The organism is Paenibacillus sambharensis (genome assembly GCF_003233845.1).
GTDB classification, from domain to species: domain Bacteria; phylum Bacillota; class Bacilli; order Paenibacillales; family Paenibacillaceae; genus Paenibacillus_I; species Paenibacillus_I sambharensis.
In genome coordinates this window covers 140,806-164,899 of record NZ_QKRB01000044.1, presented here as the reverse complement: position 1 = coordinate 164,899, position 24,094 = coordinate 140,806, and the positions used below count along the sequence as shown (strand labels likewise).

Annotated in this window: 18 protein-coding genes; 1 reads left to right on the top strand and 17 read right to left on the bottom strand. The window is 50.8% G+C overall.

All coding sequences use genetic code 11. The features are described 5' to 3' along the window. Window positions 1-6: 6 nt before the first annotated feature. The 11 genes from DNH61_RS12165 to DNH61_RS12120 form a co-directional block, all read right to left on the bottom strand. Window positions 7-675, bottom strand: a complete 669-nt coding sequence (locus tag DNH61_RS12165) for a helix-turn-helix transcriptional regulator (protein WP_111146930.1) — start codon at window positions 673-675, stop codon at window positions 7-9. A gap of 217 nt (window positions 676-892) precedes the next feature. After that, window positions 893-1,066: a hypothetical protein gene (locus DNH61_RS26390; RefSeq protein ID WP_181438682.1), complete on the bottom strand. Its 174-nt coding sequence runs from the start codon at window positions 1,064-1,066 to the stop codon at window positions 893-895. A 13-nt stretch (window positions 1,067-1,079) separates the two neighbouring features. After that, window positions 1,080-2,660 carry a M2 family metallopeptidase gene (locus tag DNH61_RS12160; protein WP_111146929.1) on the bottom strand — a complete coding sequence of 527 codons (1,581 nt, stop codon included), beginning with the start codon at window positions 2,658-2,660 and terminating at the stop codon, window positions 1,080-1,082. Beyond that, window positions 2,657-4,021 carry an aminotransferase family protein gene (locus DNH61_RS12155; protein WP_245948153.1) on the bottom strand — a complete coding sequence of 455 codons (1,365 nt, stop codon included), beginning with the start codon at window positions 4,019-4,021 and terminating at the stop codon, window positions 2,657-2,659. The genes DNH61_RS12160 and DNH61_RS12155 overlap by 4 nt, the downstream gene beginning before the upstream one ends. Before the next feature lie 100 nt (window positions 4,022-4,121). Next, on the bottom strand, window positions 4,122-4,409 hold the full coding sequence (locus tag DNH61_RS12150) for a hypothetical protein (protein ID WP_111146928.1): 288 nt from the start codon (window positions 4,407-4,409) through the stop codon (window positions 4,122-4,124). Beyond that, window positions 4,409-4,732: a hypothetical protein gene (locus DNH61_RS12145; protein ID WP_111146927.1), complete on the bottom strand. Its 324-nt coding sequence runs from the start codon at window positions 4,730-4,732 to the stop codon at window positions 4,409-4,411. Before DNH61_RS12145 ends, DNH61_RS12150 begins: the two co-directional genes overlap by 1 nt. A 117-nt stretch (window positions 4,733-4,849) precedes the next feature. Further along, complete coding sequence (locus DNH61_RS12140) at window positions 4,850-5,584, bottom strand: suppressor of fused domain protein (protein ID WP_111146926.1); 735 nt, start codon at window positions 5,582-5,584, stop codon at window positions 4,850-4,852. 148 nt (window positions 5,585-5,732) lie between these two features. Further along, a complete protein-coding gene (locus DNH61_RS12135; RefSeq protein WP_111146925.1) occupies window positions 5,733-7,220 on the bottom strand; it encodes an alpha-N-arabinofuranosidase in 1,488 nt (495 codons plus the stop codon). Window positions 7,221-7,284: 64 nt separating this feature from the next. After that, window positions 7,285-8,130, bottom strand: a complete 846-nt coding sequence (locus DNH61_RS12130) for a carbohydrate ABC transporter permease (RefSeq protein WP_111146924.1) — start codon at window positions 8,128-8,130, stop codon at window positions 7,285-7,287. Between the two features lie 56 nt (window positions 8,131-8,186). Beyond that, window positions 8,187-9,059 (bottom strand): carbohydrate ABC transporter permease, encoded by an 873-nt coding sequence (locus DNH61_RS12125; protein WP_111146923.1) that lies wholly within the window; start codon window positions 9,057-9,059, stop codon window positions 8,187-8,189. A gap of 87 nt (window positions 9,060-9,146) precedes the next feature. Beyond that, window positions 9,147-10,385, bottom strand: a complete 1,239-nt coding sequence (locus DNH61_RS12120; RefSeq protein ID WP_111146922.1) for an extracellular solute-binding protein — start codon at window positions 10,383-10,385, stop codon at window positions 9,147-9,149. Window positions 10,386-10,969: 584 nt separating this feature from the next. On the opposite strand from DNH61_RS12120, the gene DNH61_RS12115 reads away from it, so the two are divergent. Continuing rightward, on the top strand, window positions 10,970-12,136 hold the full coding sequence (locus DNH61_RS12115; RefSeq protein WP_111146921.1) for a GntR family transcriptional regulator: 1,167 nt from the start codon (window positions 10,970-10,972) through the stop codon (window positions 12,134-12,136). A 168-nt stretch (window positions 12,137-12,304) separates the two neighbouring features. On the opposite strand, the gene DNH61_RS12110 is transcribed toward DNH61_RS12115, so the two are convergent. The 6 genes from DNH61_RS12110 to DNH61_RS12085 form a co-directional block, all read right to left on the bottom strand. Next, window positions 12,305-15,091 (bottom strand): glycoside hydrolase family 3 C-terminal domain-containing protein, encoded by a 2,787-nt coding sequence (locus tag DNH61_RS12110; RefSeq protein ID WP_111146920.1) that lies wholly within the window; start codon window positions 15,089-15,091, stop codon window positions 12,305-12,307. Between the two features lie 214 nt (window positions 15,092-15,305). Then, window positions 15,306-17,723, bottom strand: coding sequence for a glycoside hydrolase family 44 protein (locus DNH61_RS12105; RefSeq protein ID WP_245948152.1), 2,418 nt, complete (start codon window positions 17,721-17,723; stop codon window positions 15,306-15,308). A gap of 257 nt (window positions 17,724-17,980) precedes the next feature. Next, window positions 17,981-19,603: a response regulator gene (locus DNH61_RS12100; protein WP_111146919.1), complete on the bottom strand. Its 1,623-nt coding sequence runs from the start codon at window positions 19,601-19,603 to the stop codon at window positions 17,981-17,983. Then, the gene (locus DNH61_RS12095) at window positions 19,581-21,290 is read right to left on the bottom strand and encodes a sensor histidine kinase (RefSeq protein ID WP_181438681.1); all 1,710 of its coding nucleotides are present in this window, start codon (window positions 21,288-21,290) and stop codon (window positions 19,581-19,583) included. The genes DNH61_RS12100 and DNH61_RS12095 overlap by 23 nt, the downstream gene beginning before the upstream one ends. A gap of 86 nt (window positions 21,291-21,376) precedes the next feature. Continuing rightward, entirely contained in the window at window positions 21,377-23,080 is a 1,704-nt protein-coding gene (locus DNH61_RS12090) for an extracellular solute-binding protein (protein WP_111146917.1), read from the bottom strand. 120 nt (window positions 23,081-23,200) lie between these two features. Next, entirely contained in the window at window positions 23,201-24,079 is an 879-nt protein-coding gene (locus tag DNH61_RS12085; RefSeq protein WP_111146916.1) for a carbohydrate ABC transporter permease, read from the bottom strand. Between the last annotated feature and the right edge of the window lie 15 nt (window positions 24,080-24,094).

Below are 24,094 nucleotides of genomic sequence, written 5' to 3'. Positions count from 1 at the left end.
CCCCCTCTATGCAGTATGAGAGCCATGCCGGGCATTCTTCCTGCGGTAGTCGGATGGCCTCTCCCCAACCAGCCGTTTAAAGACACGGCCAAAATGAGTCAGATCCCCATAGCCAACCGCATAACATACATCCGTAACCGGAACACCTTCCTGCAGCATCACTTTTGCCTTCTGCACCCGCTTATTCATAATGTATTCCTTGAACCCGATGCCAAAATGCTCCTTGAACATTCGGCTGTAGTGGCAGCGGCTGACAAAAATGCTCGCTGCTACCGTCTCAAGACACAGTTCGTTCTCACACAGATTTTCCTCAATGTATTCTATTGATTTGTACAGTAATGGCGGAGGCGGCTGCTTGTCTGCAGCCTCAGCTGAAGATTTGGACAATAGTCCGACAGAATCAAGGAAGGAATAGAACACGAATAAATCCAGCTTGTTAACCTTCAGCAAAATCATAACGGGAGTTTCGAGTTTCAAGTCTTCTACTTTCCAGGATGGAGGCAGTGTATCCTCAAAACTTAGCAGGACAATAAACTTGTAAGGGTTTGTCCGGATATGACGGGATACGGCAGCGAAATTATGCTCAGCTAAAATATTCATGTTGGCAAACATCTGTTGCACACGGCGATGCTCGTCTTCCTTTAATTCATGACTGATAACCAGCAACACATCCATTAAGCTTACCTCCCAGCCTTGTTGTTCCAGGTAAGTTAATGGTACCAATGGATATCCTTTTATGATCTGTATCTATTGTGCAAGAATAGGAGTTAATTGCGCATTACAGGAACACTTGTTCCTATATGATATCATCTGAATGTTTGAGGTAAAAGAAAAACATTACCCGATCCGATCCCCCGAAGGGAGTCGTACCAGGCAATGCTTCCTAGAGCGATTATATATATCTTCCCGGTATAATAATGCGCGGGTGTTCCTGCTTGGGGAGCAACCGGTAATACTCCAGCTCCTCCGCTGACAGGTAGTATGTCTTAACCTCACTGTTCGGAGACTGCCGCTCTTTCTGGGGACGCGGAACAACCGTCCTCTTGAAGATATGCATTTTGGCCAACCTGTATCCCCTCCTAATCCGATTTCAACTCATCTATTAGATATGAGGTGTTCATTGGGGCTCCTGTACAAGCGGCAAGGAGCGTTTGCCAATCTAGCGAAGCTCCCGGTTTAAAGAGCTGACGATCCAAGCTCCTTAAGGAAGCCAGGTCAGACACTGCTCCATATTGCGAGCATAGGGCATTCTGTACTTGCGAGGCCGCAACTTCCCCCCACAAATAATTGTAGTAATAAACCGGCAGCGTGGTCAGGTGCTCCTTAGATGCCCAGTACGGGTAATCCCAGCTTTCCGGGCGGCGGATCAGCTGTATGTCTTCAACGATCTCCCACCACCGCTCATTCAGACAGCCGCCCGGATGATGGTACAGTTCCTTCTCGAACTCCACGATCGCTATGGTTGAATACAACTTCATCAAGAGATGCTTCCGCAGCCAGTTCTTCCTCTCCGAGCTGAAGAGATCGGGCATTAGGACTCCCATTTTGCCCAGCCATTCCTCATCCGCTGACAACCGCTCAAACAGCAGGGCAATCGCCTCGCTGAGGAAAATATGAGCCGGCTGGCGGAGCAGGAAGGGCAGGGACGGGTCAAGCCCCTGTTCATAGACGGCATGCCCTGTCTCATGCAGCAGAACCTGCAGACCTCTCCAGTCCTCGGATAAGCTGCACATGACCCGTATATCCTCACCCCGGTTAATATTGAGGCAGCAGTTCGCCTGGCTCTTGCCTGCCCTCCCCAGCAGATCGGCTGTTGTAAGGAAATCCGTCTTAACGCCCCTTACTGCAAGCCAGTCCGCCAGCTTCGGAATAATTACGGACGGGTCCCATACTTTATCTGAAGAAGAGACAGAAGAGACGGGATACCCCTGCAGCATCAAGGCATTATAGTGCCACGGACGCAGTTGACCCGGCCCTAATCCAAACGTTTCCCTGATATCCGAATCGAGCTCTTCCTTTACGCTCCTGTAGCTTTGATCCAGCCCGGCTCTCAAGCTATCTATACTTTGGTTCAGCTGTGCCAAGGTGACTTCTTGAGCGGCCAGCTTCATGACGAAGTAGTTGTCATAGCCTTGGCTGACGGCCACCTGGTTACGAAGCGCTACCAGGTCCAGCAGGCCAGGTGCCAGCTGTCCGCCCAGCTGCATGCCAGCCTCCCAGATTCTCTTCCGCATTGCTTGGTCCCTCTCCGCTTGCAGCAAAGCTGTAAGATCAGCATTCGAGAGCGAGGCTCCATCCAGCGTGGCCCGATGTGTAGCGATCCGGTAGTGCATCTGGTTCCACAGCTCTAAAATGCGGCGCTGCAGCGCTTCTTGACCCTGATGCTCCAGCATTTCATTACGCAGAACGGTTATCTGGCGGGAATCATGCAAGCTGCCCCCCGGCAGACTTTCCCTTCTATTCAGGAAAGCCTGCAGCTGGGAAGAGGAGAGCAGTTCATACACCTGCTCCTCGCAGCGTGTGTGCTCTTCTGCCCACCATTCATCACCGGTTGCCATAACATGCCATAATGCATTCATCATAGGCGTATAAGCACCAGCCATTACTTCATTTAGTTCGTCAAACCCTTGAAACTGCAGATTAGAAATATTCATGGTCATGAGCCAGCCGCTGCTGAGTGTAAGCCTTCACCTTTAACTGCGCGGATGATGCCGTCAATCATGAAGTCCAGCTCTTCCCGCTGTGCTGTTAAAGGCGGATATAGGATTAGCGTGCTGTTGAACCAGTTCCCCAGTACTCCTTGACACCGAAGATCTGCCGACAGGCTCTGTCCAAACGCATAATCCACACCTTCCTTGCTGGACTTGTCCGAGACAAACTCGATCGCGATCATCAGTCCATGGCCCCGGATATCCCCCACATGGACGTGATCCGACAGCTCTTGCTTAAGACTTGTCATTACATACTCGCCTTTGCCTTTCACTTGGCCCACTAACTGGTTATCTTCCAGGAAGCTGAGTACCGCCAGGGCAGCAGCACAGCCTACAGGATGTCCGCTCTGTGTGGAGCCGTGCAGGAAGATCCCCCCGTTGTTAAACAGCCCTGCAGCTACGTCTTTCGAGATCAAGGTAGCACCCATCGGAAAATAGCCGCCCGTCAGCCCTTTGGAAACAGCTAACAGGTCAGGCTCGACACCCAGCTGCCGGGACAAGGTCCAGCTGCCCGTCCTGCCGATTCCTGTCGCAACCTCATCCATAATAAGAAGGATTCCATAGCGGTCGGCCAGTTCCCGTACCTGACGGATATAATCCGGTGAGATTTCCACCACGCCATTGACGCCCTGAATAGGTTCAATAAGAATAGCCGCAATTTCATCCGGTCCATTCTCGAAGACCGTCTCCTCGAGCATATCCAGACAGAACTTGGCCACCTGCTCAGGTGTCCCGCTTATAGGCGGCCGATATCCGACTGGGGCAGGCACGGCGTAACATCCCGGCATACTAGGGCCGAACGACTCTTGAATGCCCATGTGCGTGACAGAGCCGCTGCCAAATGTAGTTCCGTGGTAATTGCCTTCCAGACTGATAAACTTAACCCGTTTCTTCTCACCGATGGACAGGAAATACTGGCGGGCAAGCCGCATCGCAGTCTCTATCGCTCCAGAGCCGTCATTGCTGTAGAACACCTGGCCGAAGGGACTTCCGCATAACGCAAGCAGCTTCTGGGACAGACGCTCGATGAGGGGGTGGGTCTGCCCGCAGGTCGAAGCAAAGTGCAGTGCATGGTACTGCTCCATCATACGGTCAATGACGTAACGGTTGCCGAGTCCCACCGAGGGAACAGCAGTCGTTGCATAAAAGTAACGGTTGTCATGATTGTCATATACCCAGACACCTTCTCCCCGGGTTAAATACGTATTGTAAGAGTGAAAATCCTGCTCAGTCATGGAAGAGAAGCCAGACATATAAGTGAAGGGATGAAGCGTGGCATACGGGCCTTGCCCAGAGTTAATAGCTTCCAAGGGGAATTCCCCACCTCCTAAGGTACGATTGGCGTTATTATAGCTAACCGGAGGCGGGGAACACTCTGCTTTTGTGGGGCGATTACGTGAGCTGATAATTTTACAGCCATGTGTACCTTGTATAACCCCCGCGAAACAACAGCCGGGAGTCAAAGTGATCATATTTCTTCTTCCAATACGCCTGTTCAGACTGCTGACGCCGTTCAGACTCCATGCTGTCCGCCTTTCTTGTACCACAAGACCTGCGTTTATTAGGCAGGCTGCACGATTGACAGCAGTGTTCATCTGTCTTCTTCATCTGCTTCCTTCCACCCTTTCCTTGGTCATCAGACCAAGCATAGGCCAGCACGAAGAATGAAGACTCGGCGATGATTGTGCCGGCAGGCATTAATTTCGCCGGTATCCTAATGACCCGCCTGCTTCAGCAAGCGGATAGAAGCTTCCCGATACAAGCGCATCTGCAAGCTCAGTATCCCTCAGGAAAATAGTCATTTCAGGCATTTCAACTGCAAATTGATCCTTGCCGTAATGATACATTACACGTGCCTGCTGGCTAATGGCATAAATTGCGGCATCCTGCTTCGCTAATCTGGCTAACCGTCTTATCTCATATAAGAGGCCATAAATGGGTCCCCAATGGGGCAAATATGGCTTCTCCTTAACCAGATTCAATTGGAAAAGAAGCTGCGCAGCCAGGTGGTCCATGCCCACTTATCCAACCACTCCTCTTGTCGCACAGGGCTGTGCAGCCGAATCGACGATTCCTTGTACCATATAACTCTGGGTAGTATACCCAAACTGCATAGCAGGAAGCAACAGGCAGCAGGATTAGCCTTTCCACTTGGAAAAGAAAGACCGCTTGCAGGTGTTTTTCCGTGCCGGATCAATCCACTCATTAACCTGGTACTTATCAAATTTATCCGTCAGCGCGTTTGCTCCCTTGGCAAGCTTAAGATCCATCTCTTCCGCATACAGGGGGACCAGGCAATAGAAGTGAACCAGCCGGCCATCAGCCATACTTAACGTTAGGAAGTCGGTTTCCGTCCTGACTGGCGGCAGCAGGATAATCCCGCTCATCCGTGTATTGTCAGCAAGCGGTTCGGCTGGATCGCCATTAGGAATGGTGTGTCCTGCTCCAAGCCATGTTCCGTGTTCGTGCGGCAGCCTTGCCAGCATCTTCAGCCAGTAGACAGGCCAATAATGATTGGGATCCTTGAAGGCTTCATCAGAGACCGGCCACTCTGGCGGCAGACATATCATTAATTCCGCAAACCGGTAATCCTCCCGTCCTTCCGGTACGGCCATTGGCAGATAACTCATCCCCGTTGTAAACAGGACGTGATAGGGATGCCGGTTCGTTGGGCTGATATGATGTACATCTACATGGATGAGATCGGATATAATTTCATGGTAGACAGTATCGGTCTCACCATAATATCTCTCAACATGCTTTACAATTGCCTCCATCCAGCCATCTTCCCCGTAGGTTGGCGGCCGCCATTCCGGTTCCTTGGCATTGTACCGATAAATCTGATCGCCTGCTTTTGAGTACTCTTCTGACATGACGATTAACTTCCCCCTTATTTAGATTCAAGCTGGCCGCAGCCCTTTAATCTTTCCATTATTTTATAATTCTCTCCTACGTTACAAATCCCTCTGCAAAGTAAAAAGCCCGATCGCATGATCGGGCTTAGGATTAGAATTTGGTTAACTATTCTACCGCAATCGTCACAACCGACATCGCCGGAAGCTTGATGGCCAGCTTATTGCCCTGCACTGCAACTCCGTTAAACGCAGCAGGCTTAACAACATCCGGCTGCTCGAAGGTGTTATGTGCATTCATCGCGTCAGCTGTGATAATGGTGCCGGAAACCTTCTTATCTGCCGCATTGATGCCGCGCAGGTCCAGATCCAGTACCGCTTCATTCTGATGGTCGATGTTACACAGGCTGATATGCACCTTGCCGCTGGCATCCTTGGATGCCGATACCGTTACCTGAGGCAGCTTCTCGCCATTTAGCTCATACGTGCCGAACGTGGAATCAACCGCGAGCAGCTCCGCATCCTGGTGAACCTTGTACATATCGAACACGTGATACGTCGGCGTAAGAATCATCTTCTCACCCTCGGTCAGAATCATCGCCTGCAGCACATTAACGGTCTGTGCAATGTTCGTCATCTGAACACGGTCGCTATGATTGTGGAAAATGTTGAAGTGCAGGCCTGCCACCAGGGCGTCACGAATCGTGTTCTGCTGGTACAGGAAGCCAGGGTTTGTGCCTGGCTCGACATCAAACCAGGTGCCCCACTCATCAATAATCATGCCAATCCGCTTGTCCGGATCATACTTATCCATGATCGTTCCATGCTTGCGGATCAGCTCATCCATATGCAGGGCCTTCTTCATCGTGATGAACCACTCGTCCTCAGGGAAGTCCACCGCCGAGCCCTTGCCGAGCCAGAAGTCACCCGGGATCGTATAGTAATGAAGGCTGAGGCCATCCATCAGGCCGGCTGCATTCTGCATCAGCACTTCCGTCCAGTTGTAGTCATCGATGTTGGCACCGCCGGCGATCTTGTAGATCTTGTTATCGCCATAGTTGCGGACATAGGTCTGGAAACGGCGGTACAGATCCGCATAATATTCCGGGCGCATATTGCCGCCGCAGCCCCAGTTCTCGTTGCCAACGCCGAAGTACTTCAGCTTCCAAGGCTCATCATGGCCGTTCTCACGGCGCCAGTTCGCCATCGGAGATTCGCCTTCAAAGGTCATATATTCAACCCACTCGGACATTTCCTGTACCGTGCCGCTGCCTACGTTGCCGCAGATATAAGGCTCGCATTCCAGCAGCTCGCAGAGCAGCATGAACTCATGCGTTCCAAAGTGGTTGTTCTCTACTACGCCGCCCCAGTGCGTATTCACCATACGCTTGCGGTTTTCTCTTGGCCCGACGCCATCCTTCCAGTGATACTCATCCGCAAAACAGCCGCCCGGCCAGCGGAGGACCGGCACCTTGATCTGCTTCAAGGCTTCCAATACATCATTCCGGATTCCCTTCGTATTCGGGATGGAGGAATCCTCGCCTACCCAGATTCCTTCATAGATACATCTGCCCAAATGCTCGGCGAAATGACCATAAATGTTCTTGTTAATCGTACCTTTACGAATATCCGTATTCACAATTACCTGATTTGCCATTGATTCCTTACACCTCCATAAGTGGATGCAGCACTATTAAAATTATGGGCATGAATGGTACTTCCTAGCCCTTGATACCCGAATTCAAGTTGATGGACTGGATGAAGTATTTCTGCGCAAAGAAGAAGAGCAGCAGCGTCGGTATAATCGCCAGCATTGCCGAACCCATCAGTTGACCAATCATCCGGTAGTTGCCGTAAATATCCTGAAGCAGCAGCAGTCCTGCCGTGATTGGCATCTTGTCTACATCCGTATATACGATAACCGGCCAGAGGAAGTCATTCCAGGAGCCTACGAACGAGAACAGGGCACAGACGATCAGCACCGGCTTCATCAGCGGCAGAATAATGGAGAAATAAATCCGGAAGTCGCCGGCACCATCCACACGTGCAGACTCATCAAGCTCATGCGGGATACCGAGCATAAATTGTCTGACGAGGAAGATATTACCCATGCCTGCGAGACCGGGCACAATCATGGCCCATGACGTATTAACCCATCCAAGCGCGTCGATGATCTTGTAGGAAGGGATCAGGTTAACGACCGGCGGGAAGAAGGAGATTCCAAGCAGCACGAAGAACATCGTGTCTCTTCCTCTAAACTTCATGCGGGAGTAACCATAACCTGTAAGCGAAATCACAACAACGACAAAGAAGGTATGAAGTATCGCGATGTACAGCGAGTTACCCAGCCAGCGAACAATCGGCGCTGTTGACGTATTGTCGAGAATTGCCCTGTAGTTATCCATAATCCATTCAAGCGGCAGCAGTCTGAATCCGGAGTTAATGACCTCCGTCTGTGAACGGAATGAAGTTGTCAGACCAAATATAACAGGGATGGCCCAAGCTGCACAAATGGAGATCAAAAATAGGTAAGATATATATTTTGATATCGTCATATTTTTTGACATTTCGCTACACCTGCCTTTTCCGTTTCCTTAATTCCTGAACGTCTCAATTGTTATGCTTAGTTCGCGTTGCGGTTCATCACGTAGTACTGAAGCGCCGAGATTACCAGGATAACCACCCCGAGCAGAACCGCCATCGCAGATGCCATACCGGCGATAGAATCCCCGTGACCAAAGGCTAACTGACGAATGTACATCATCAGAACGGTCGTGCTCTCACGCGGACCGCCATCAGTAAGCATCAGCGGCTGGCCGAACACGTTAAAGGCTCCGGCAGTCGTCATAACAAATGTGTAGATGAGCGGGAAACGGATAGACGGAAGCGTAATGCTGAAGAACTTACGAATCGGTCCGGCACCATCAATGTCTCCGGCTTCATAGAGATCCTTCGAGACGCCATTAATCGATGCACGGTAGATAATCATGTTACCGCCCACACCGCCCCAGATCGTCAGGATAATGATGATCATCCAGGCATAAGGCTGGGTAGTGGACCATACCGCATCCGATCCGAAGACGTTGCTGCTGACACCAAGCTGCTTGTTGAAAATCAGGGACCAAATCAGTGCGGCAGCGGAGATCGAAATAAGCCCCGGCACATAAATGATAGCCTGAATCGTGCCTTTCATCTTGACCTTCTTATGCTCGAGAGCGACTGCGACCATCAAAGGAATGACAATCAGCAAAGGAACGCTCATCGCAACGAACAGCAAGGTATTCTTGAGGCCGTTCCAGAATTGGCGGTGGAAGGTTGACCCGCTGTCAAACAGGATCGTCCTGTAATTATCAAGGCCAGTCCAGACTGGATCGCTATTCAGATTCCACTGTGTAAACGAAGCATAAATACCGTATACCGTTGGTATGAGAACAAACACAAGAAACAAAATAAGATGCGGTCCCACAAAGAAAGCAGGCATTAGTTTTCTCTTCATAGCCTTGCAATCCTCCCTCGTGAACAATAATGTCGGAAAAGTAATGTGCCGCTAGGACACATTACTTTTCACAATGGTTTGCCTTCTCTATTGGGCTCCGCTGCTGCCTTGAGCAATCTTATCCTCAACCTGCTTCTGCATCTTGGCTAACGTCTCATCCATGTCCACTTGGCCGCGGACGAGGTCTGCCGCATTCTGGTCGATTGCTTCCTGGATGTATGGATAATGCTCATAAGTGTAGATGTAAAGCGACTCAATTTGCTCTTCGCTCGATGTGAAGAAGGACTGCATGTAATCCTTGTACTCTGGGCTTTCAATAACTTCTCTACTTGCTACAATCTGACCCGCTTTAGCCCACTCAAGAGAATTCTGGCGGATGAACTCCAGGAAGTTACCAATGCCAGCTTCCTTCTCATCCGATCTTTCCTTGTTCGTCAGCATCGCGAACAAGTGGGAGGAAGCTCTGTTCGTGTACTTCTCAGGTGTTACAGAGTAGATGTTGGTTGCACCAAAGTTCAAGCCTTCTACACTAGCGTGCGCCGTTGAACTCCACGTACCATCAGTGGAGAACAATACGTTGCCGGATTGGAACATCAGGAAGCCGTCTTCGCCAAACGGTGTCATCAGACCGGCATCAGCGACCTTCTTGATTTCTTCAAAGGCTTGCTTCATAACCGGTGTGTTGACAGCAGGCTTGCCGTTCTCCTGAATGTCGCCGCCAAGGTTCTGAATCTGAGCCAGGATCACCCATCCGAGCAAAGCGTCATTTACAACATAATGGCCTTCTTCCAGCTTGCCTTGAAGTGACAGCATTTCATCAATCGTTACAACATTGTCATCCAGGAACGATTCTGCGCCGTATTTGGCAAGCAGGTCCTTGTTGTAGTACATCACGTTGCTGTGAATATCAAGAGGTACAGTGTACTGTGTTCCATCTACCGTGCCCGTCGACCAAGCTTGCGGCAGGTAGTTCTCTTCTTTAATTTCTGGGTGTGCAGCCAGTACAGTTGTCATTTCTTCAAGCAGGCCTTGCTTAACATAGTTAGGAACACGGTCCGCGTGGATGATGGCCAGGTCAGGTACGCCTTTGCCTGTATTCAGTACAGTGGACATCTTCGTGTACATATCAGCTGTTACAATATGCTTAACTTTGAATTCCGGTTCAGTCGCATTATAGTCCTTAACCAGCTGGTTCATATAAGCGCCATCCTCACCGGTAAGCGGTGTCCAGAACGTGATCGTATTCTTGTCTTCGCCGCTGCAGCCCGACAATACTGCTACTGCCAAAAAGACGAGCACCAATGGCATTGCTAATTTCTTCTTCATAAAACTCTCCTCCTGTTAATTCCGTAGTTGGCGAAACCTATTAAACGTACATGTTGTCTGGTATGAATGCCCTTGTAAACGCAACCACTTCTAAATTAAACATATAGTTACCCACCAATTGCCAAGCATACTCTCTGGATGTACGGACATGTCAATATTCCTGAATGCATTTGTCGAAAAGACCCCATCCTTCCGCAAAGTTTTTCGGAATTTTCTGTAAAATTTTCTACCCCTCTTCTAAAACATTTCCTGTAAAAGGATTGAAAGCGTATTCTATGTACCCAAAATACTAATATACTTGTTCGTACATGTCAATGGGGTTTTTTATAAAAATATTATTGAATTAAGCTAAAATTAAAAATTAATGCGCTTACATGTAAAATTCTAGTGGTAGGTCGTTAGCTTTTTTGTTACGATTGTATTGCCGCCTCTCCATTGTACGTACAACAACCTGTGGTCACCAACTAGACTCGACATACCTGTTTCACGTTAATCACAAAGAGGTATCGATAACAACATCCGCCTTGCTGCAGCCTTTTGTAAACGCTTAAAGGATGATTATTTCTAGATAAAGTGGTGATTCTATGGGGAGCAAGACCAAATATACGATCGTTAAAGAAAAGATAACCGAATGGATCCGGACAGGAAGAGTCAAGCCGGGGGATAAAATATATTCGGAACATGAGCTTGTCCGGTTGTTCGGAGTCAGCAGACATACCGTCAGACAAGCTGTCGGAGATCTGGTTCACGAAGGATGGCTTTACCGGGAGCGGGGTGCCGGTACATTCTGTTCAGGGAAGAGCGGGCTTCCTCTCGAACGGCTTACGACAGAACAAGCGGAACAGTCTCTCCTACTACCGTCCGCCCCTGCCCGGAAGACTATCGGAGTCATAACAACCTATATCTCGGATTATATCTTCCCAACCATCATTAAAGGGATAGAGTCCTATCTAACGTCCCACGGTTACTCTCTTACTTTGGCCTGCACGGACAATGATGCCGGGAAAGAACGACTGTGCCTTGAATCCATGCTGAGCCAGAATATTGCCGGGCTGATCGTTGAGCCAACCAAGAGCAGCAGCTTTAACCCCAACATGAAAATCTACCTGGAGCTGGAGCAGCGCAGCATCCCTTATCTGATGATTAATCAATTCTATCCTCAGCTTATGCCTTCTCATATGGTAGTAGATGATGAACGCGGAGGCTTTCTCGTCACGGAGCATCTAATCAAGCTTGGTCACAAGAAGATCATCGGGATCTTTAAGGTAGATGATCTGCAGGGCATAAGCCGCATGAGGGGATTCATACGGGCCCTGAGAAAACACAGGCTGCCGGTCTTTCCTGACATGATTGTTTCCTACACGACTGAGGAGCAGGATGATGGCCATATATTGGCCAAACTTAGAGATTTCTTTCCCCTATCATCACCGGGTGCTCATACCGCAGCAGTATGCTATAACGATCAGATTGCCCTGCACGTACTGGATATGCTGAGAAACCAGGGCCTGCGGGTTCCCGAGGAGTTCTCCATTACCGGTTACGACGACTCCTACTTGGCCGAAGCAACAGAGGTCAAGCTGACGACAGTAACCCATCCGAAGACGCTCATGGGCATTGAAGCAGCCAGATGGATCGTCAATGCTGTCGAGAACCGGAACAGCCAGGAAGGGGCGGTTGTGTATGAGCCCCAGCTAGTCATCCGAAGCTCTACGGCTCCGCCGAAGGAGATGTCCGCCGTTCATTTCAGCTGATGGTTAAACTGAAGGCTCAGCCGTAGTTAATTGAAGTACGGAAAGAAAAAAACACGGGCTCAAAACCCGTGTTTTTTAGTGGCAACAAAGTGATTTATGTCAGTTACATTGAGGAACAGCATAGGGAGGGAACGTCTGAACATACCGCCTTCTTCTGAAACTTCACCATTAAACCTGCCTAAACTCCATCCAGTCAACCTGCAGTCCCGGCTTGATGAAGTCCAGCTTCATCTCGTAAACTCCTGTGCCAAGCTCAACCTTCGCGAGCTTCCGGTTCACCCATTTGCCGTCCGTGCCGTTGGTCTGAATAGTCACCAGCTGCTGGCCGTTCAGCGTTACATTGCAGGCGCTCTGAGCCTGGTTGCTCTCGGTCGACATGATGCGCACGAAGATCCGGTATTCACCGGCCTTATCCACTTTCATGTAAGTCGTCCCTACCGCAGAAGGCTGTATCTGTTCTCCTCCCGATACGGCCAGAGCCTGGTCCGCTGAAAGCGACGGGACCGCTTCAAATTTCTGAACCGTTTCCCCTGTGTGCCGCTCTCTGGAGAACACCGGCGCCCGCATCAGGAACTCGCAAATGTTACGTGCGCAGCGCTGCAGCTCCCCGCGTGTGAGCGTGCCGCTCTGCAGAGATTCAATCGTATTATCCTCCGAAGCATTGATCTCCGCGCCATAGTTGCTGACCACCATGTACAGATCATTCTGTGCCCGCACCATCCAGTTCGTAAGCTTCGTATCCGAAGGCCCGCCATGTGCGGTATCGTTCATTCTTGCCCACCAGTCCGTCATCACAATACCCTTGAAGCCCCACTCTCCCCGCAGGATGGTGGTATTGAGGTCATAGTTGGACGCTGCCCAGTGTCCGTTAACCGGGTTGTAGGAGGTCATAATGGAATTCGCGCCCGCTTGCCTCACAGCCATCTCGAAGCCCTTCAGGTAAATTTCCCGCAGCGCCCGCTCGGATACAACGGCATCCACCTTGGTACGGTGCTTCTCCTGATTGTTGCAGGCAAAATGCTTGAGCGTGGCGTTCGAGCCGCCCTTCATAATCCCCCGCACGCAGGCGATTGCGAATATACCTGTCACCAGCGGGTCCTCTGAGAAATATTCAAAGTTCCGCCCGTTAAGCGGACTGCGGCGGATGTTCATGCCCGGTCCTAGCAGAGTGTCAATCTGGTTGCGGAGCAGTTCCTTGCCCTCCAGCACATACAGCTCTTCTACCAGCTCCGTATTCCAGGTAGCCGCAAGCAGTGTTCCGATTGCAACCTGTGTAGCCTTCTCTCCGCTGTCCATCCGGATGCCCGACGGTCCGTCCGCCGTACAGCCTACAGGCACACCATAACCCAGCAGGCTGTCTGTTACGCCGCCGAAGGCGGAAGCCGTACCGGATGTGACGAGTGGACTGCTCATGCCTTCTCCGCGCACAATGGCAGCCAGATCCTCATCTGAGAACTGTGCGATAAAATTATCCATGCTGACCCTGCCGGCATGTACATCCCTAAGGGTATAGCCCCGGTTCCCGGTCTGCTCGACGGCCGCAGGCAGGTTCTTCTCAATCCGCTGCGCCAGCGAAACCTTGCGTCTTGGCACTTCTTCGTAAACAAGCTCATAAGAGCCGTCTTCCCGGCGTGCGCCCGGCCGCATTCTGGTGAAATTCTCGGTTGGTGCCAGCGCCTCTTCCAGCTGCTCCACGACCTGCAGCGCATTCACGATAAAGCCGCTCTGACCATCAACGCCGACCTGAGTCAGATTCCTTACACTGTTGCCCGCGTAAAAATGGTAGGTCCCCGCTTCCAGTACGTAAGCGGAAGGATAACCGGTCACGCCGCCGTCATCATAGGATGCAAGGCTATTTAGCGGAACGCTCAGCACTAGACGCTCCGATTCGCCCGGCTGGAGCAGCTTTGTTTTTCCGAATGCCGCCAGCGATCTGGCCGGCTGACCCAGCTTGCCCTGCGGCGCTTCCACATAGACCTGTACGACTTCCTTGCCTGCATATTCAGAACCTGTATTGGTGACGGTAACACCGACCTCAATCTGAGTCTCAGCACCGCTACCGGTTACCTTCGCCTCCTCCGGCTCCAGCTTGAAATCCGTATAGGACAAGCCATAGCCGAACGGATACTGCACCTTGTCCGGGCAGAACGTCTCGAAATAACGATAGCCTACATAGATATCTTCCTGATACAGGTTCTTATGTTCGTCCCCGTAATTAATGGTAGACGGATAATCATCGATCGAATACGCAATCGTATCCGTCAGCTTGCCGCTAGGCGTCACATCACCGGCCAGCACATCGGCAATCGCATTGCCGCCTTCCATGCCGCCCTGCCATGCATAGATGACACACGGAATTGGATGAGCATAAGCTTCATCATCTACCCAGCTCATATCAATAATATTGGATACGTTCAAAACCACAATGGTCTGCTCAAAATGGCTGGTAACCAGCTTCAGCATAGCCTTCTCGTCTGAAGTCAGTTGATAGCTCCCCGGGGCATCCGCGTTATCCTGATCCTCACCTGCTGTACGGCCAATGACAACGATCGCTTTACCGGATTTGCGTCTTGCCTCTGCCACCAGCTCATCTGTCAGCGGCATTTCCTTCTGGTGCCACGGCTCGGCCGCCCAGCCGCCACCTCCGTTATCGAACGGATTCTCTTCAATCCACTTCTCATAGACCGCTGCGAGCTCTTCATTGACCGCGATGTCCTTCTTGCTGCGCAGACCATCCAGCAAATTCGTTGTATAGGTGACATTAACACTCCCGCCCGAGCCTGTGCCGCTGCGGTAGTAGTTAACTTGTATACGGCCAAATACTGAAACGCTTTCACCATTCCGGACCGGAAGCGCCTGTCCATCATTCTTGAGCAGCACGGCACCTTCAGCAGCAGCCGTCCGGCTGAATTCCGCAAAGCCTTCAAGCGGTATGCCAATCTTGTTCGTGTCCAATCGAATCCCTCCAGATCAGTCATGTCTTTACAACCAGTATAGCAAAAGCCCCTGCGAAATATAGCGGAGGCAGAAGGCGTAAAAGTATGCGATTTTGGCTAACTAGCTTGACCTTATGAGATGAGCAGACAAGCAGCTCCAATTCTACGATAAGCAGCCTTGACCCGGCTGAACCGGAACAAGGCTGCTGCGTAACCTTTATGAAGATTATCATTCAGTAGGAAGCGCTTAAAGGCTCAATCCCCCAGACAAGCGTACCGTTATGATAGAGCGTCACCTTGTTCCAGTCGGAGTAGGATGTCTTCGCCGGGTCGAATGAGTAGTCGTTGCTTTCGTCAAAATTGCTCCAGTCATTCTTCGCCATGCGAAGCTGGATGTCGCCCGTCTGTCCACCCGCTGCAAGCGTACCGGCGCCGGCAGCAAAGCTTACCTCCACGTAGCCATCCGCGAATGTCCGGTTGATGTTGCTGCTGCCCACCTGAGCCCAGTCAATCCAGGCGTTCATCGCAGCGCTGCCATCCTTGGAGAAATAATAGCGGATCTTCAGATCGCTCAAGTTAACCGCCTTCGTCCCCGTATTCCTAATGTTGAAATGTGGCTTGATCTGGTTGTTCTTCGCATCGGTATCCGCCGCGCGGTACTGAAGCACCAGACCTGTCTCGGGAGGCATTGTTGACCCGGTCGGCGTCGCACTGACTGGGGCGGAGTCCGGGCTTTCCCCTTTGCTGTTAACCGCACTCACCACATAATGATACGTCGTGCCAGCTGTTACATTGGGATCCGTATACGTGGTGCCTGCGACTTGTGAAGCCAGCGTCACGTAGCTGCTGCTGCCGGCCGCAGCGCGCTTCACGGTATAGCTGGCGGCGCCAGCCGAAGCATTCCAGCTGAGCGTCACCGACTGCTCGCCCGCAGCTGCCTTTAAGCCTGTTGGTGTCTCAGGGGCCGTTTCCGGCGGGTTATTGCTGTCGCCTGATGCCTTCAGCACGATGTGATAAGCCGTAAGCGGCGGAACCGTATACGTGAAGTGGTTGCCGGCAATGCTTGTTACCGGAGCAGCTTCTGTCACGTTCGGGCTTGCAGCATCAAAGCCGAATACCCGGCCCGAGCTGTACGTTTTGTCACCTGTGATGGCAATATCCGCTTGCAGCGGCGCCTCCATATTCTTGTTCATGACAATAAGATGGAGCTCATCATTGGTCTCATCTGCAACGGAGGCGTGGACGGAGCTGTTGTCCAGATCAGACGTCACCGCGCGCACATTCGTGCTTCCGTAGGCCGACCCGCTGCCGTCATAGTTGCGGTAGAGCTTGTAAGCGGCGCTGACATAGCTGGTGTCCTCCCCGATTTGCCAGAAGTTGGCCATATAGACGCCCTGCTTGCCCATAATGCCAAGCACATCCGCCTGAGCCAGCCCCCCGGATATATCACCTTCACCGCCGTAATTGTATTCCGTCATCGCAAGCTTCGTCCCCGGATAATGCTCGTCGATGGACTGCTTCAGCTTCGGAAGCAGAGGCAGGTAATCACTGAAATACTGGCCGATCCAGCTGTCCTCCTGGTACGTAGGGTCCCAGAGCGTTCTTGGCGCCTGCATTCTCGCCTTCTTGGTCTCGGTGTTCCCTACTCCCCCGAACGTGATCCGCTGGCCGCCGCCTTGCGCCTCCGGGTACCAGTGCACATCCAGAACATCCAGCAGGCGCTTGCCTTCAGCCTCAGAGGCCCGCTTCATCTGATCCAGGTAATAATCGATGTACCACTTATGATTGCCTCTCACCGCTTCCCAGTCAGAAGCCTCCTGAAGGTTCAGATAGGCGCCGAAGCCGTAGAACACACCGCCGAAAACCTCGGCTGCCGGATCGACCGCTTTAACAGCCTTCGAGAGCGAAGCAGAACGATCCACAAGCTCGCGCGCTCCCACTGGATTCGGGTGGATTCTGGCATGCGTATGAGACCACAAGGCCGGCTCATTGTCCAGCGAGTACCCTTGTACCCCTGTAGAGGTGGAAGCGCTGCCGTATTGGTCCACCATGAAGTTGACGAACTCATCCATATATACCTTGCCGTCCGTGAGATCAGGCTGAGATGAGAAAGGTGCTCCCTTGCTGAACTGAACCTCGGACCAGCGGGCGGAAGGTGCTGTCTCGGATTCAGCCACTTCTCCGTCCTTGTCCCGCGCAGCATAGCCTGCCATCTGCAGCGTCAGCAGCGAATAGGCATCCTGCTGCAGGGATTGGTCGTGGAACTTCGTATGCACAAGTCCCGGCGTATCGCATTCTGTGGTACCCGGTGCATCCGGAATGCCCATCACCGTACACATGTAGGAATCACTGCTGTGGTACCAGTCGCTGCCAGCATTCGAGGCGTTATTTTCCCAGTTGTAGCCCGTCATCCGGTTGCCGCCCAGCCTTCTCGCTGTGAAGCCTTCCGTTCCGGTCATATCCATTCCCGCATTCGTGCCATAGATATAGGGGCTGATCTCACTCCGGTCCTTGCCCGTATCCACCTGGATGGACACCGGTATGGCAGCAGCGGCACCGGCCGATGAGAGCGGAATCAGCGAGCTTCCCAATACCGCTGCGGCAGTCAATACCGATACAGCCCATCTCTTCTTCCGGGTCTTCGTTGTCATATCATTCATTCCTCCTTTGGTTTGTGCATATTAATCCAACCTGTCAGAGACGTACAATGCTTGTGCTTGTACCCGCTTTATCACCCCCTTTCATGAAAACCCTTACATACCGCTCCTTTATTATAAAACCTCGACTTTCCAAAGTACATACCATTTATATAAATTATTCCAACCCAAACCAATATCCGCTTGATTGCTATTTAGCTTTATATGACCTGTCCCGACCCTCCGTCATGCCTTATGATTGTGCGGTCTTTCTATGACCTCGCCTGCTGTTTCTCCCGGTATTCCTGCGGCGTCATACCAAACTGTTCTTTAAAGACCTTAATAAAGTACTGGGAATTGGAGTAGCCCAGTTTATCTGAAATCTCGTATATTTTCGATTCTGTTTCCCTTAATTGAGTGACTGCCCGCTCCATCTTCACATGGTGAATATATTCGCTTATGCTGATCCCGCTCACTTGTTTAAACAATCTGGATACATGGGAGGGATGCAGGGCGGCATAATCGGCTATGGACTGCAGGCTGGCTTCCGCATACCGCTGATCGATGAAATTGCAGATTTCTTGCACAATTCTCTGCTGATTGGACTTCGTATCGTGTTCCAGCTTGTCCTTTAGGATGTCAGCTATTCCCTGCCCCCAACCGACCAGCTGTGCCAGCGAGCGGAATGACGGTTTATTTAACAGCTCATGCCCTACCAGATCGGACAACAGCTCCCGGTTTTTGTGTGCGATATAATGAAAGGCGGCCAGCAGGACACTCCTGATCTCCTCAAAATATTCTTCATTGTGCCCGGGCAAGCCTTCGCAGACCTGCTTAACCCGCTCCAGCCGTTCCTTAAAGCCCGCCCACTGACCTGTCTCCAGCAGATGAATAAAGGTCGGAGGCTCATACAGCATTCTGAGCGGCTGCACCGGGATGTTGGCGGGTTTGTCCGCCACAGACAAAAAATAACCGTTATGGACACCCGCCTGCTGTCTCAAGGCCGATAAGGTCTCTTCATACATGGAGCGGACATCCCGGACAAACATGCCGGAGGATGACAATATAACCGTAATGCCGCCTTTTAAATACTCATTCACTTTATAATGCAGCTGGTCCGCATGGCCTTTAAGCTTGTCAAGAACTGCTTGTTCATCCTGCTGCAAGTCTTCTCCTGTATGCTTAAGGATAAAGACCAGATACTCATAAGCATCCCGGCAGTGCCACACGGCAAAATCCTCTCCAAGTATTTCTTCAGCAATGTTGGCAACAGCATATTCATAAAGCAGCTGGCTGTCAGCGTCATAACTGGTGAAATGCTCCTCGAGACGGACGACTAACAGATAAACCGTATCCTGATCGCGAATAGGTATTCGATAGTCAGCCAGCTTCTTGTTCAGGTATTCGGTTCTGAATTTCTTACCCTGTATAATTTCATAGAGCAGCCTGTCTTTTACCAAGGGCAAATGTTCGCGGTAGGCAAGCACTGCCTGGTCATAAGACGCCGATTGAAGAAGCTCTTCGTTGATCGCCTCTGCCGCAGTTTGCAGAGCCAGGCGCAGCTTGTTCTGATCCAGAGGCTTGACCAGATATTCCATCACCCCATTCTTGAGCGCCTCCACAGCATATTCAAAATCAGAATACCCCGTAAGCAGAATGCACTTGATTCTGGGATTGCTGTTCCGCGCATATCCAACCAGCTCCAGCCCGCTCATGCCTGGCATAGCGATATCTGACAGAAGGATATCGATTGGGAAATTTTCCATGATCTGAATGGCCTGAGATCCCGAATAGGCTTTGTGGACCCGGCTAATTCCATATTCCTCCCAAGGGAAGGCGATTTCCAGATCATCCACTACATACTGTTCATCGTCAACCAGCAGAATTTGCAGCATTGTTGTCCTCCCCGTTATCGATATGAATCCGGTAGCAGGTACCTCCCGAAGGCATAGACTCTACGGCCAGCCCCGAGCTCTTGCCAAAGTACAGGCGGATCCGCTGATTCACATTCCGAATTCCGGTTCCAAGCGTTTCATCCTGATGGATGAAATCATTCATATGTCTTCGAACGGCCAAGAGTCTTCCTTCCGTCATACCTGCTCCGTTGTCCTTTACAATGATTTGAAGACCATTATCGGTTTCCTCTGCCGTTATTGTAACAACCCCCTGCTCCATTCCCGGCTCGATGCCGTGCTTGATACAGTTCTCTACCAGCGGCTGGAGAATCATCCTAGGAACACGGTAGCCGTACATATGCTCAGGGATATGGATATCAAATGAGATTTCCCGTTTGCGAAGCTGAATAATGGAAAGGAAATGCTCCACAAACGTAATTTCCTCGAGTAAGGTGGAATCAATGAGCTCAATCTTCTGAATGTAACGGCAGTATGAGCCGAGATGAAGCGTCATGGCTGTTACGGCTTGATGATCCTTTACACTTGCCTTGCTCTGGATATAGTTCAGACAGTTAAACAAAAAATGCGGATTGATCTGTGCCTGATACTGCTTGAGCTTAGCTTCCTTCACTTCAAGCTCGTAGAATAATACCTGTTCGATCAGTCTCTGGGTATTCTCCGCCATCCGGTTGAATGAATTGCCCAGCATCCTGAACTCATGTGCATGGAGAGTAGCGACACGACTGGACAAATCACCCCGGTCAAACCGGTTGATCGCTCTCCGGAGCACGTTAACCGGCTTCTGGACCTGTCTGCGCAGCAGCAGCGTATAGAAGATGACCCCTGCCACTACGATGAGCACCGCATAGATGAAATATTGATTGTTGCGGGAGATCGGACGGATGAATTGGCTCCGCGGATGGAAATCCAGGAAATAAAGGTCGAGCATCGCACACTTCATATAGTGAACCAGATACTCTGTACCCTGATCTTGAAATAGGAACGATCCGCTCTCGCCGCTGATTTCCGAGGCGATCTTCGGATAGGCATCTTCAAGAAATCTGGATTCCTTCCGAATAAATACGCTTTGGCCCGCATCATACAATAGGGGAGTCCCTGAATTGTAAGGCTCCATCATTTTTTTTAGATTTTCTAGAGAAACACTAACCTCAATCAGCAGCTCACTGATATGCGTTTTCATGATATAGGAATAGTAGCCGCCGCCTCCTTCATCCATACGAACCGTCCATTCGTTGACCTTCGAGGCCGATAGGTCAAGCGGGGCGATCGAAGGGGAATTAGCCGACGAGACGAGCTCCTGCTCATCCGTATAATAGAGAGTGACCCTATTATTCCACGATGTAGAAGCCGCATTGATCGCCAGTTTATCGATAATGGACAGCTTCCCCTCATACCGGGAATATTTGTCTCCGAATTTCAGAATATAGGGATAATCCCGAATGGATGAATCCTGCGAAAGCGTTATCGTGTTCATCAGCACCTGCTCAAACTGAGTCGAAAGCTGCGATGCCATCAACCGCACATCATTCATTTTATTCCGGCTCATTTCGAGCTGTATATCCTTCACATTCAGGTTGTAAATCGACCAGAACGCGATCACGAATATCCCCACCATAAGCAGAAGGAAATAAAAGAGCTTCTGGAATATGGAAAGACGGTTCAGCATAGCGGGCTCCTCCTGGTGCTTATGTCCTGACAATGCAGCAGCGTACTGCAAAGAAAGGGCCGCCCTAGGGCCGCCCATGTGATATGTTATTGTTGAACTGATTCATACCATGCGTTGACTTCTTCGGTTATTTGATCGCCACCGGAAGAATACCATCTCTCTACGAATTGATCGAACTCATCAATTGGGGCTTTGTTGTAAATAATTTTATTCAGCACTTCTTTCTCCAGCTTAGAGAGAATATCGCCGCGTGAAAGCTGTGTCTCAGTCGGGGCACCCGTGAACATTTCCGGCATAACGGCATCCTTCTGATCAACCACGATTTTGGCAGCCTGGATCTGCTCCGGCAGACGCTCCGACAGATTTTTCTCATACTGGTTAGTTGGCTCTGCTCCTGTTGCAAGCTTGGCCAGTGTATTCATCATCATGTTAGGAATGATTGCACCATCGAACGTCAGTGTATAACGGATGGCATCGACCCATCCCCCAGGGATCTGATCGCTCTGCTGCTCGCGATACACTTCACCGTTCGGACCCAGATCATAGTCATACCCTTTGGCAAAGCCGTTGGCAAAGGTTGTGCTCTCCGGGTTTGCCCAGTGGTCAAACAAGTAGTTCTGGTATACAAAGAAGGCATCCTTATGCTTCATATCCTTATTAATGAGGACAGCTCCGCTGCTGATTGGCGTTCCATGGCGGCCAACTTTACCATCCGGGCCAGCAGGCAGAGGATATGCCTTAAACTCCGCTCCTGGCACGTTCGCTTTCAGATCCGGAAGCGGCCAACCTGTCATCCAGTAAGGGCCGACAATAATACCGGACTTTCCTGCCGTAAAGGCCTCAGTAGCTTTTGTTTCATCATACAGTCCAGCTTCGGATGAAATATAACCTTTTTCCATCCACTCCTGCATTTTGGCAAGAGCAGGCTTCATCTCAGGCTGAACGGAGCCATACACCAGCTTGTTGTCTGCCGTCTTGTTCCATTGGTTCGGCATGGCGCCAAACATTCCGAATATCCAGCCGGAATCCGACATCCAGGTATTCAGGTTGTTCTTGAAGCCGACAGAAAGGGCCGTTGTATCATTCTGGCCATTGCCGTCCGGGTCCTGTGTTGTGAAAGCGTTCATGACGTTCTCAAGCTCATCAATCGTTGTCGGAGCTTTGAGGTTAAGCTTCTTAAGCCAGTCTTCTCTTATATACATGACAGGATCATTATTGTAGGCGTTTTCCAAAATTGGTACACCCATTCTCTTGCCGTCGCGGATTAACGGATTCCAGACGCTTGGATCCTCTTCCATCGCCTTCTTATAGGTTTCTGAAGCATATTTGTCAAACAGCTCGCCGGCATCTGTGAACTGCCCGCTATCAACCAGATCGGCAATCAGCGCATTATTTCCTCGGAATGCCACAATATCAGGCATCTTCTCGCCGGCCGTCAGCATCAGGCGCAGCTTGGTTTCATAAGCATTGTTCTGCTCGCTCACTGTCCACAAGTATTTAATATCAATGCCAAGCGTTTCTTTTGCCCATTTGGTATGAACGTTATTCTCAATATTTTCCCCGTTCTTGAACTTCACATTGCTGGAAATCGGAAATACGGTCGTGATGGTTACCGGCTCTGTATATTTACCGTTCTCAAAGGGAGCTGAGTAAAGGCTCTCCTCTCCTCCCGCATTGGCTGACTCTGGCGAATTTCCATTATTGTTGTTTCCGGAACATCCCGCCAAGGCGCCGGACAGCAGTACCGTACTTAACAGGGCCATCATGGATCGTTTCATCTTCTTTGCCATTTGTCGTATCCCCCTATGTTTGCTTTGGCTACATCATTGTAAAATCTGCAAGACTTCCATCGAGATTCGAACCTGCCGCTCCCTCACCTCCTGCCAGAGTTATGGCTATGATGACCGGGCCTATTCCTTCACGGCCCCCAGCACAATCCCTTTAACGAAAAACCGCTGCAGGAACGGGTATACGAGCAGGATCGGCGCCATCCCGATGAATATTTGAGCCGCCTTGACCGTTCGTTGAGAGATGTTCTCCAGATCCTCCGGCCTGACCGATACTTTACTGAAATCCTGCTGTACAATGACGGTCTGCAGGTAGGTCGCAAGCGGATAGTTGGTGTGATCCGTCATGAAGAGCAGGCCGTCAAACCAGGAGTTCCAGTGCCCCACCAAGGCAAACAGCGATAAGGTTGCCAATGCAGGCATGGAAATCGGAAGATATACACTTATGAGAGTCCGGAAATGGCCTGCGCCGTCAATAAGGGCCGCCTCTTCCATCTCCTTGGGAATACCTCGGAAGAAGTTAAGAAGCAGGATCATATTCCAGACCGAAACCGCGCCCGGTATAATGAGCACCCACAGCGTGTTCAGCATGTCCAGGTTTCGGACCAGAATGTAGAAGGGAACCAGCCCGCCGCTGAACAGCATGGTGAAGACAAAATACCAGGTGTAGATGTTTCTCCGTTTAAAGCTGCTGCTCTCCTTGGACAGCGGGTAAGCGGCAAGAATGACAACCGCCATACTGATGAACGTGCCGAGGACCGTACGCTGCAGCGTCACCCAGATTGACCGGATAAAGTTCTCATTCGCTATCGTCTTAACGTAAGCATCCAGTGTGAAATCCACTGGCCACAGCTTGACCAGGTTGGCGCTGGCCGCCGCCTTGCCGCTGAACGAAACCGCCAGGATATGCACCAGAGGGATTAGGCAAAGCAGGGAGATCAGAATCATGAACGTATAGTTGAATATTGTAAAAGCCTTATAAGATGTCGATTTATGATACACGTGCTTAAGCCCCCT

Coding starts and splice junctions, on each gene's coding strand:
- DNH61_RS12165 (WP_111146930.1), bottom strand. CDS start 675: ATGGATGTGTTGCTGGTTATCAGTCATGAATTAAAGGAAGACGAGCAT.
- DNH61_RS12160 (WP_111146929.1), bottom strand. CDS start 2,660: ATGACCATGAATATTTCTAATCTGCAGTTTCAAGGGTTTGACGAACTA.
- DNH61_RS12150 (WP_111146928.1), bottom strand. CDS start 4,409: ATGCCTGCCGGCACAATCATCGCCGAGTCTTCATTCTTCGTGCTGGCC.
- DNH61_RS12140 (WP_111146926.1), bottom strand. CDS start 5,584: ATGTCAGAAGAGTACTCAAAAGCAGGCGATCAGATTTATCGGTACAAT.
- DNH61_RS12135 (WP_111146925.1), bottom strand. CDS start 7,220: ATGGCAAATCAGGTAATTGTGAATACGGATATTCGTAAAGGTACGATT.
- DNH61_RS12130 (WP_111146924.1), bottom strand. CDS start 8,130: ATGTCAAAAAATATGACGATATCAAAATATATATCTTACCTATTTTTG.
- DNH61_RS12125 (WP_111146923.1), bottom strand. CDS start 9,059: ATGAAGAGAAAACTAATGCCTGCTTTCTTTGTGGGACCGCATCTTATT.
- DNH61_RS12120 (WP_111146922.1), bottom strand. CDS start 10,385: ATGAAGAAGAAATTAGCAATGCCATTGGTGCTCGTCTTTTTGGCAGTA.
- DNH61_RS12115 (WP_111146921.1), top strand. CDS start 10,970: ATGGGGAGCAAGACCAAATATACGATCGTTAAAGAAAAGATAACCGAA.
- DNH61_RS12105 (WP_245948152.1), bottom strand. CDS start 17,723: ATGACAACGAAGACCCGGAAGAAGAGATGGGCTGTATCGGTATTGACT.
- DNH61_RS12100 (WP_111146919.1), bottom strand. CDS start 19,603: ATGCTGCAAATTCTGCTGGTTGACGATGAACAGTATGTAGTGGATGAT.
- DNH61_RS12095 (WP_181438681.1), bottom strand. CDS start 21,290: ATGCTGAACCGTCTTTCCATATTCCAGAAGCTCTTTTATTTCCTTCTG.
- DNH61_RS12090 (WP_111146917.1), bottom strand. CDS start 23,080: ATGGCAAAGAAGATGAAACGATCCATGATGGCCCTGTTAAGTACGGTA.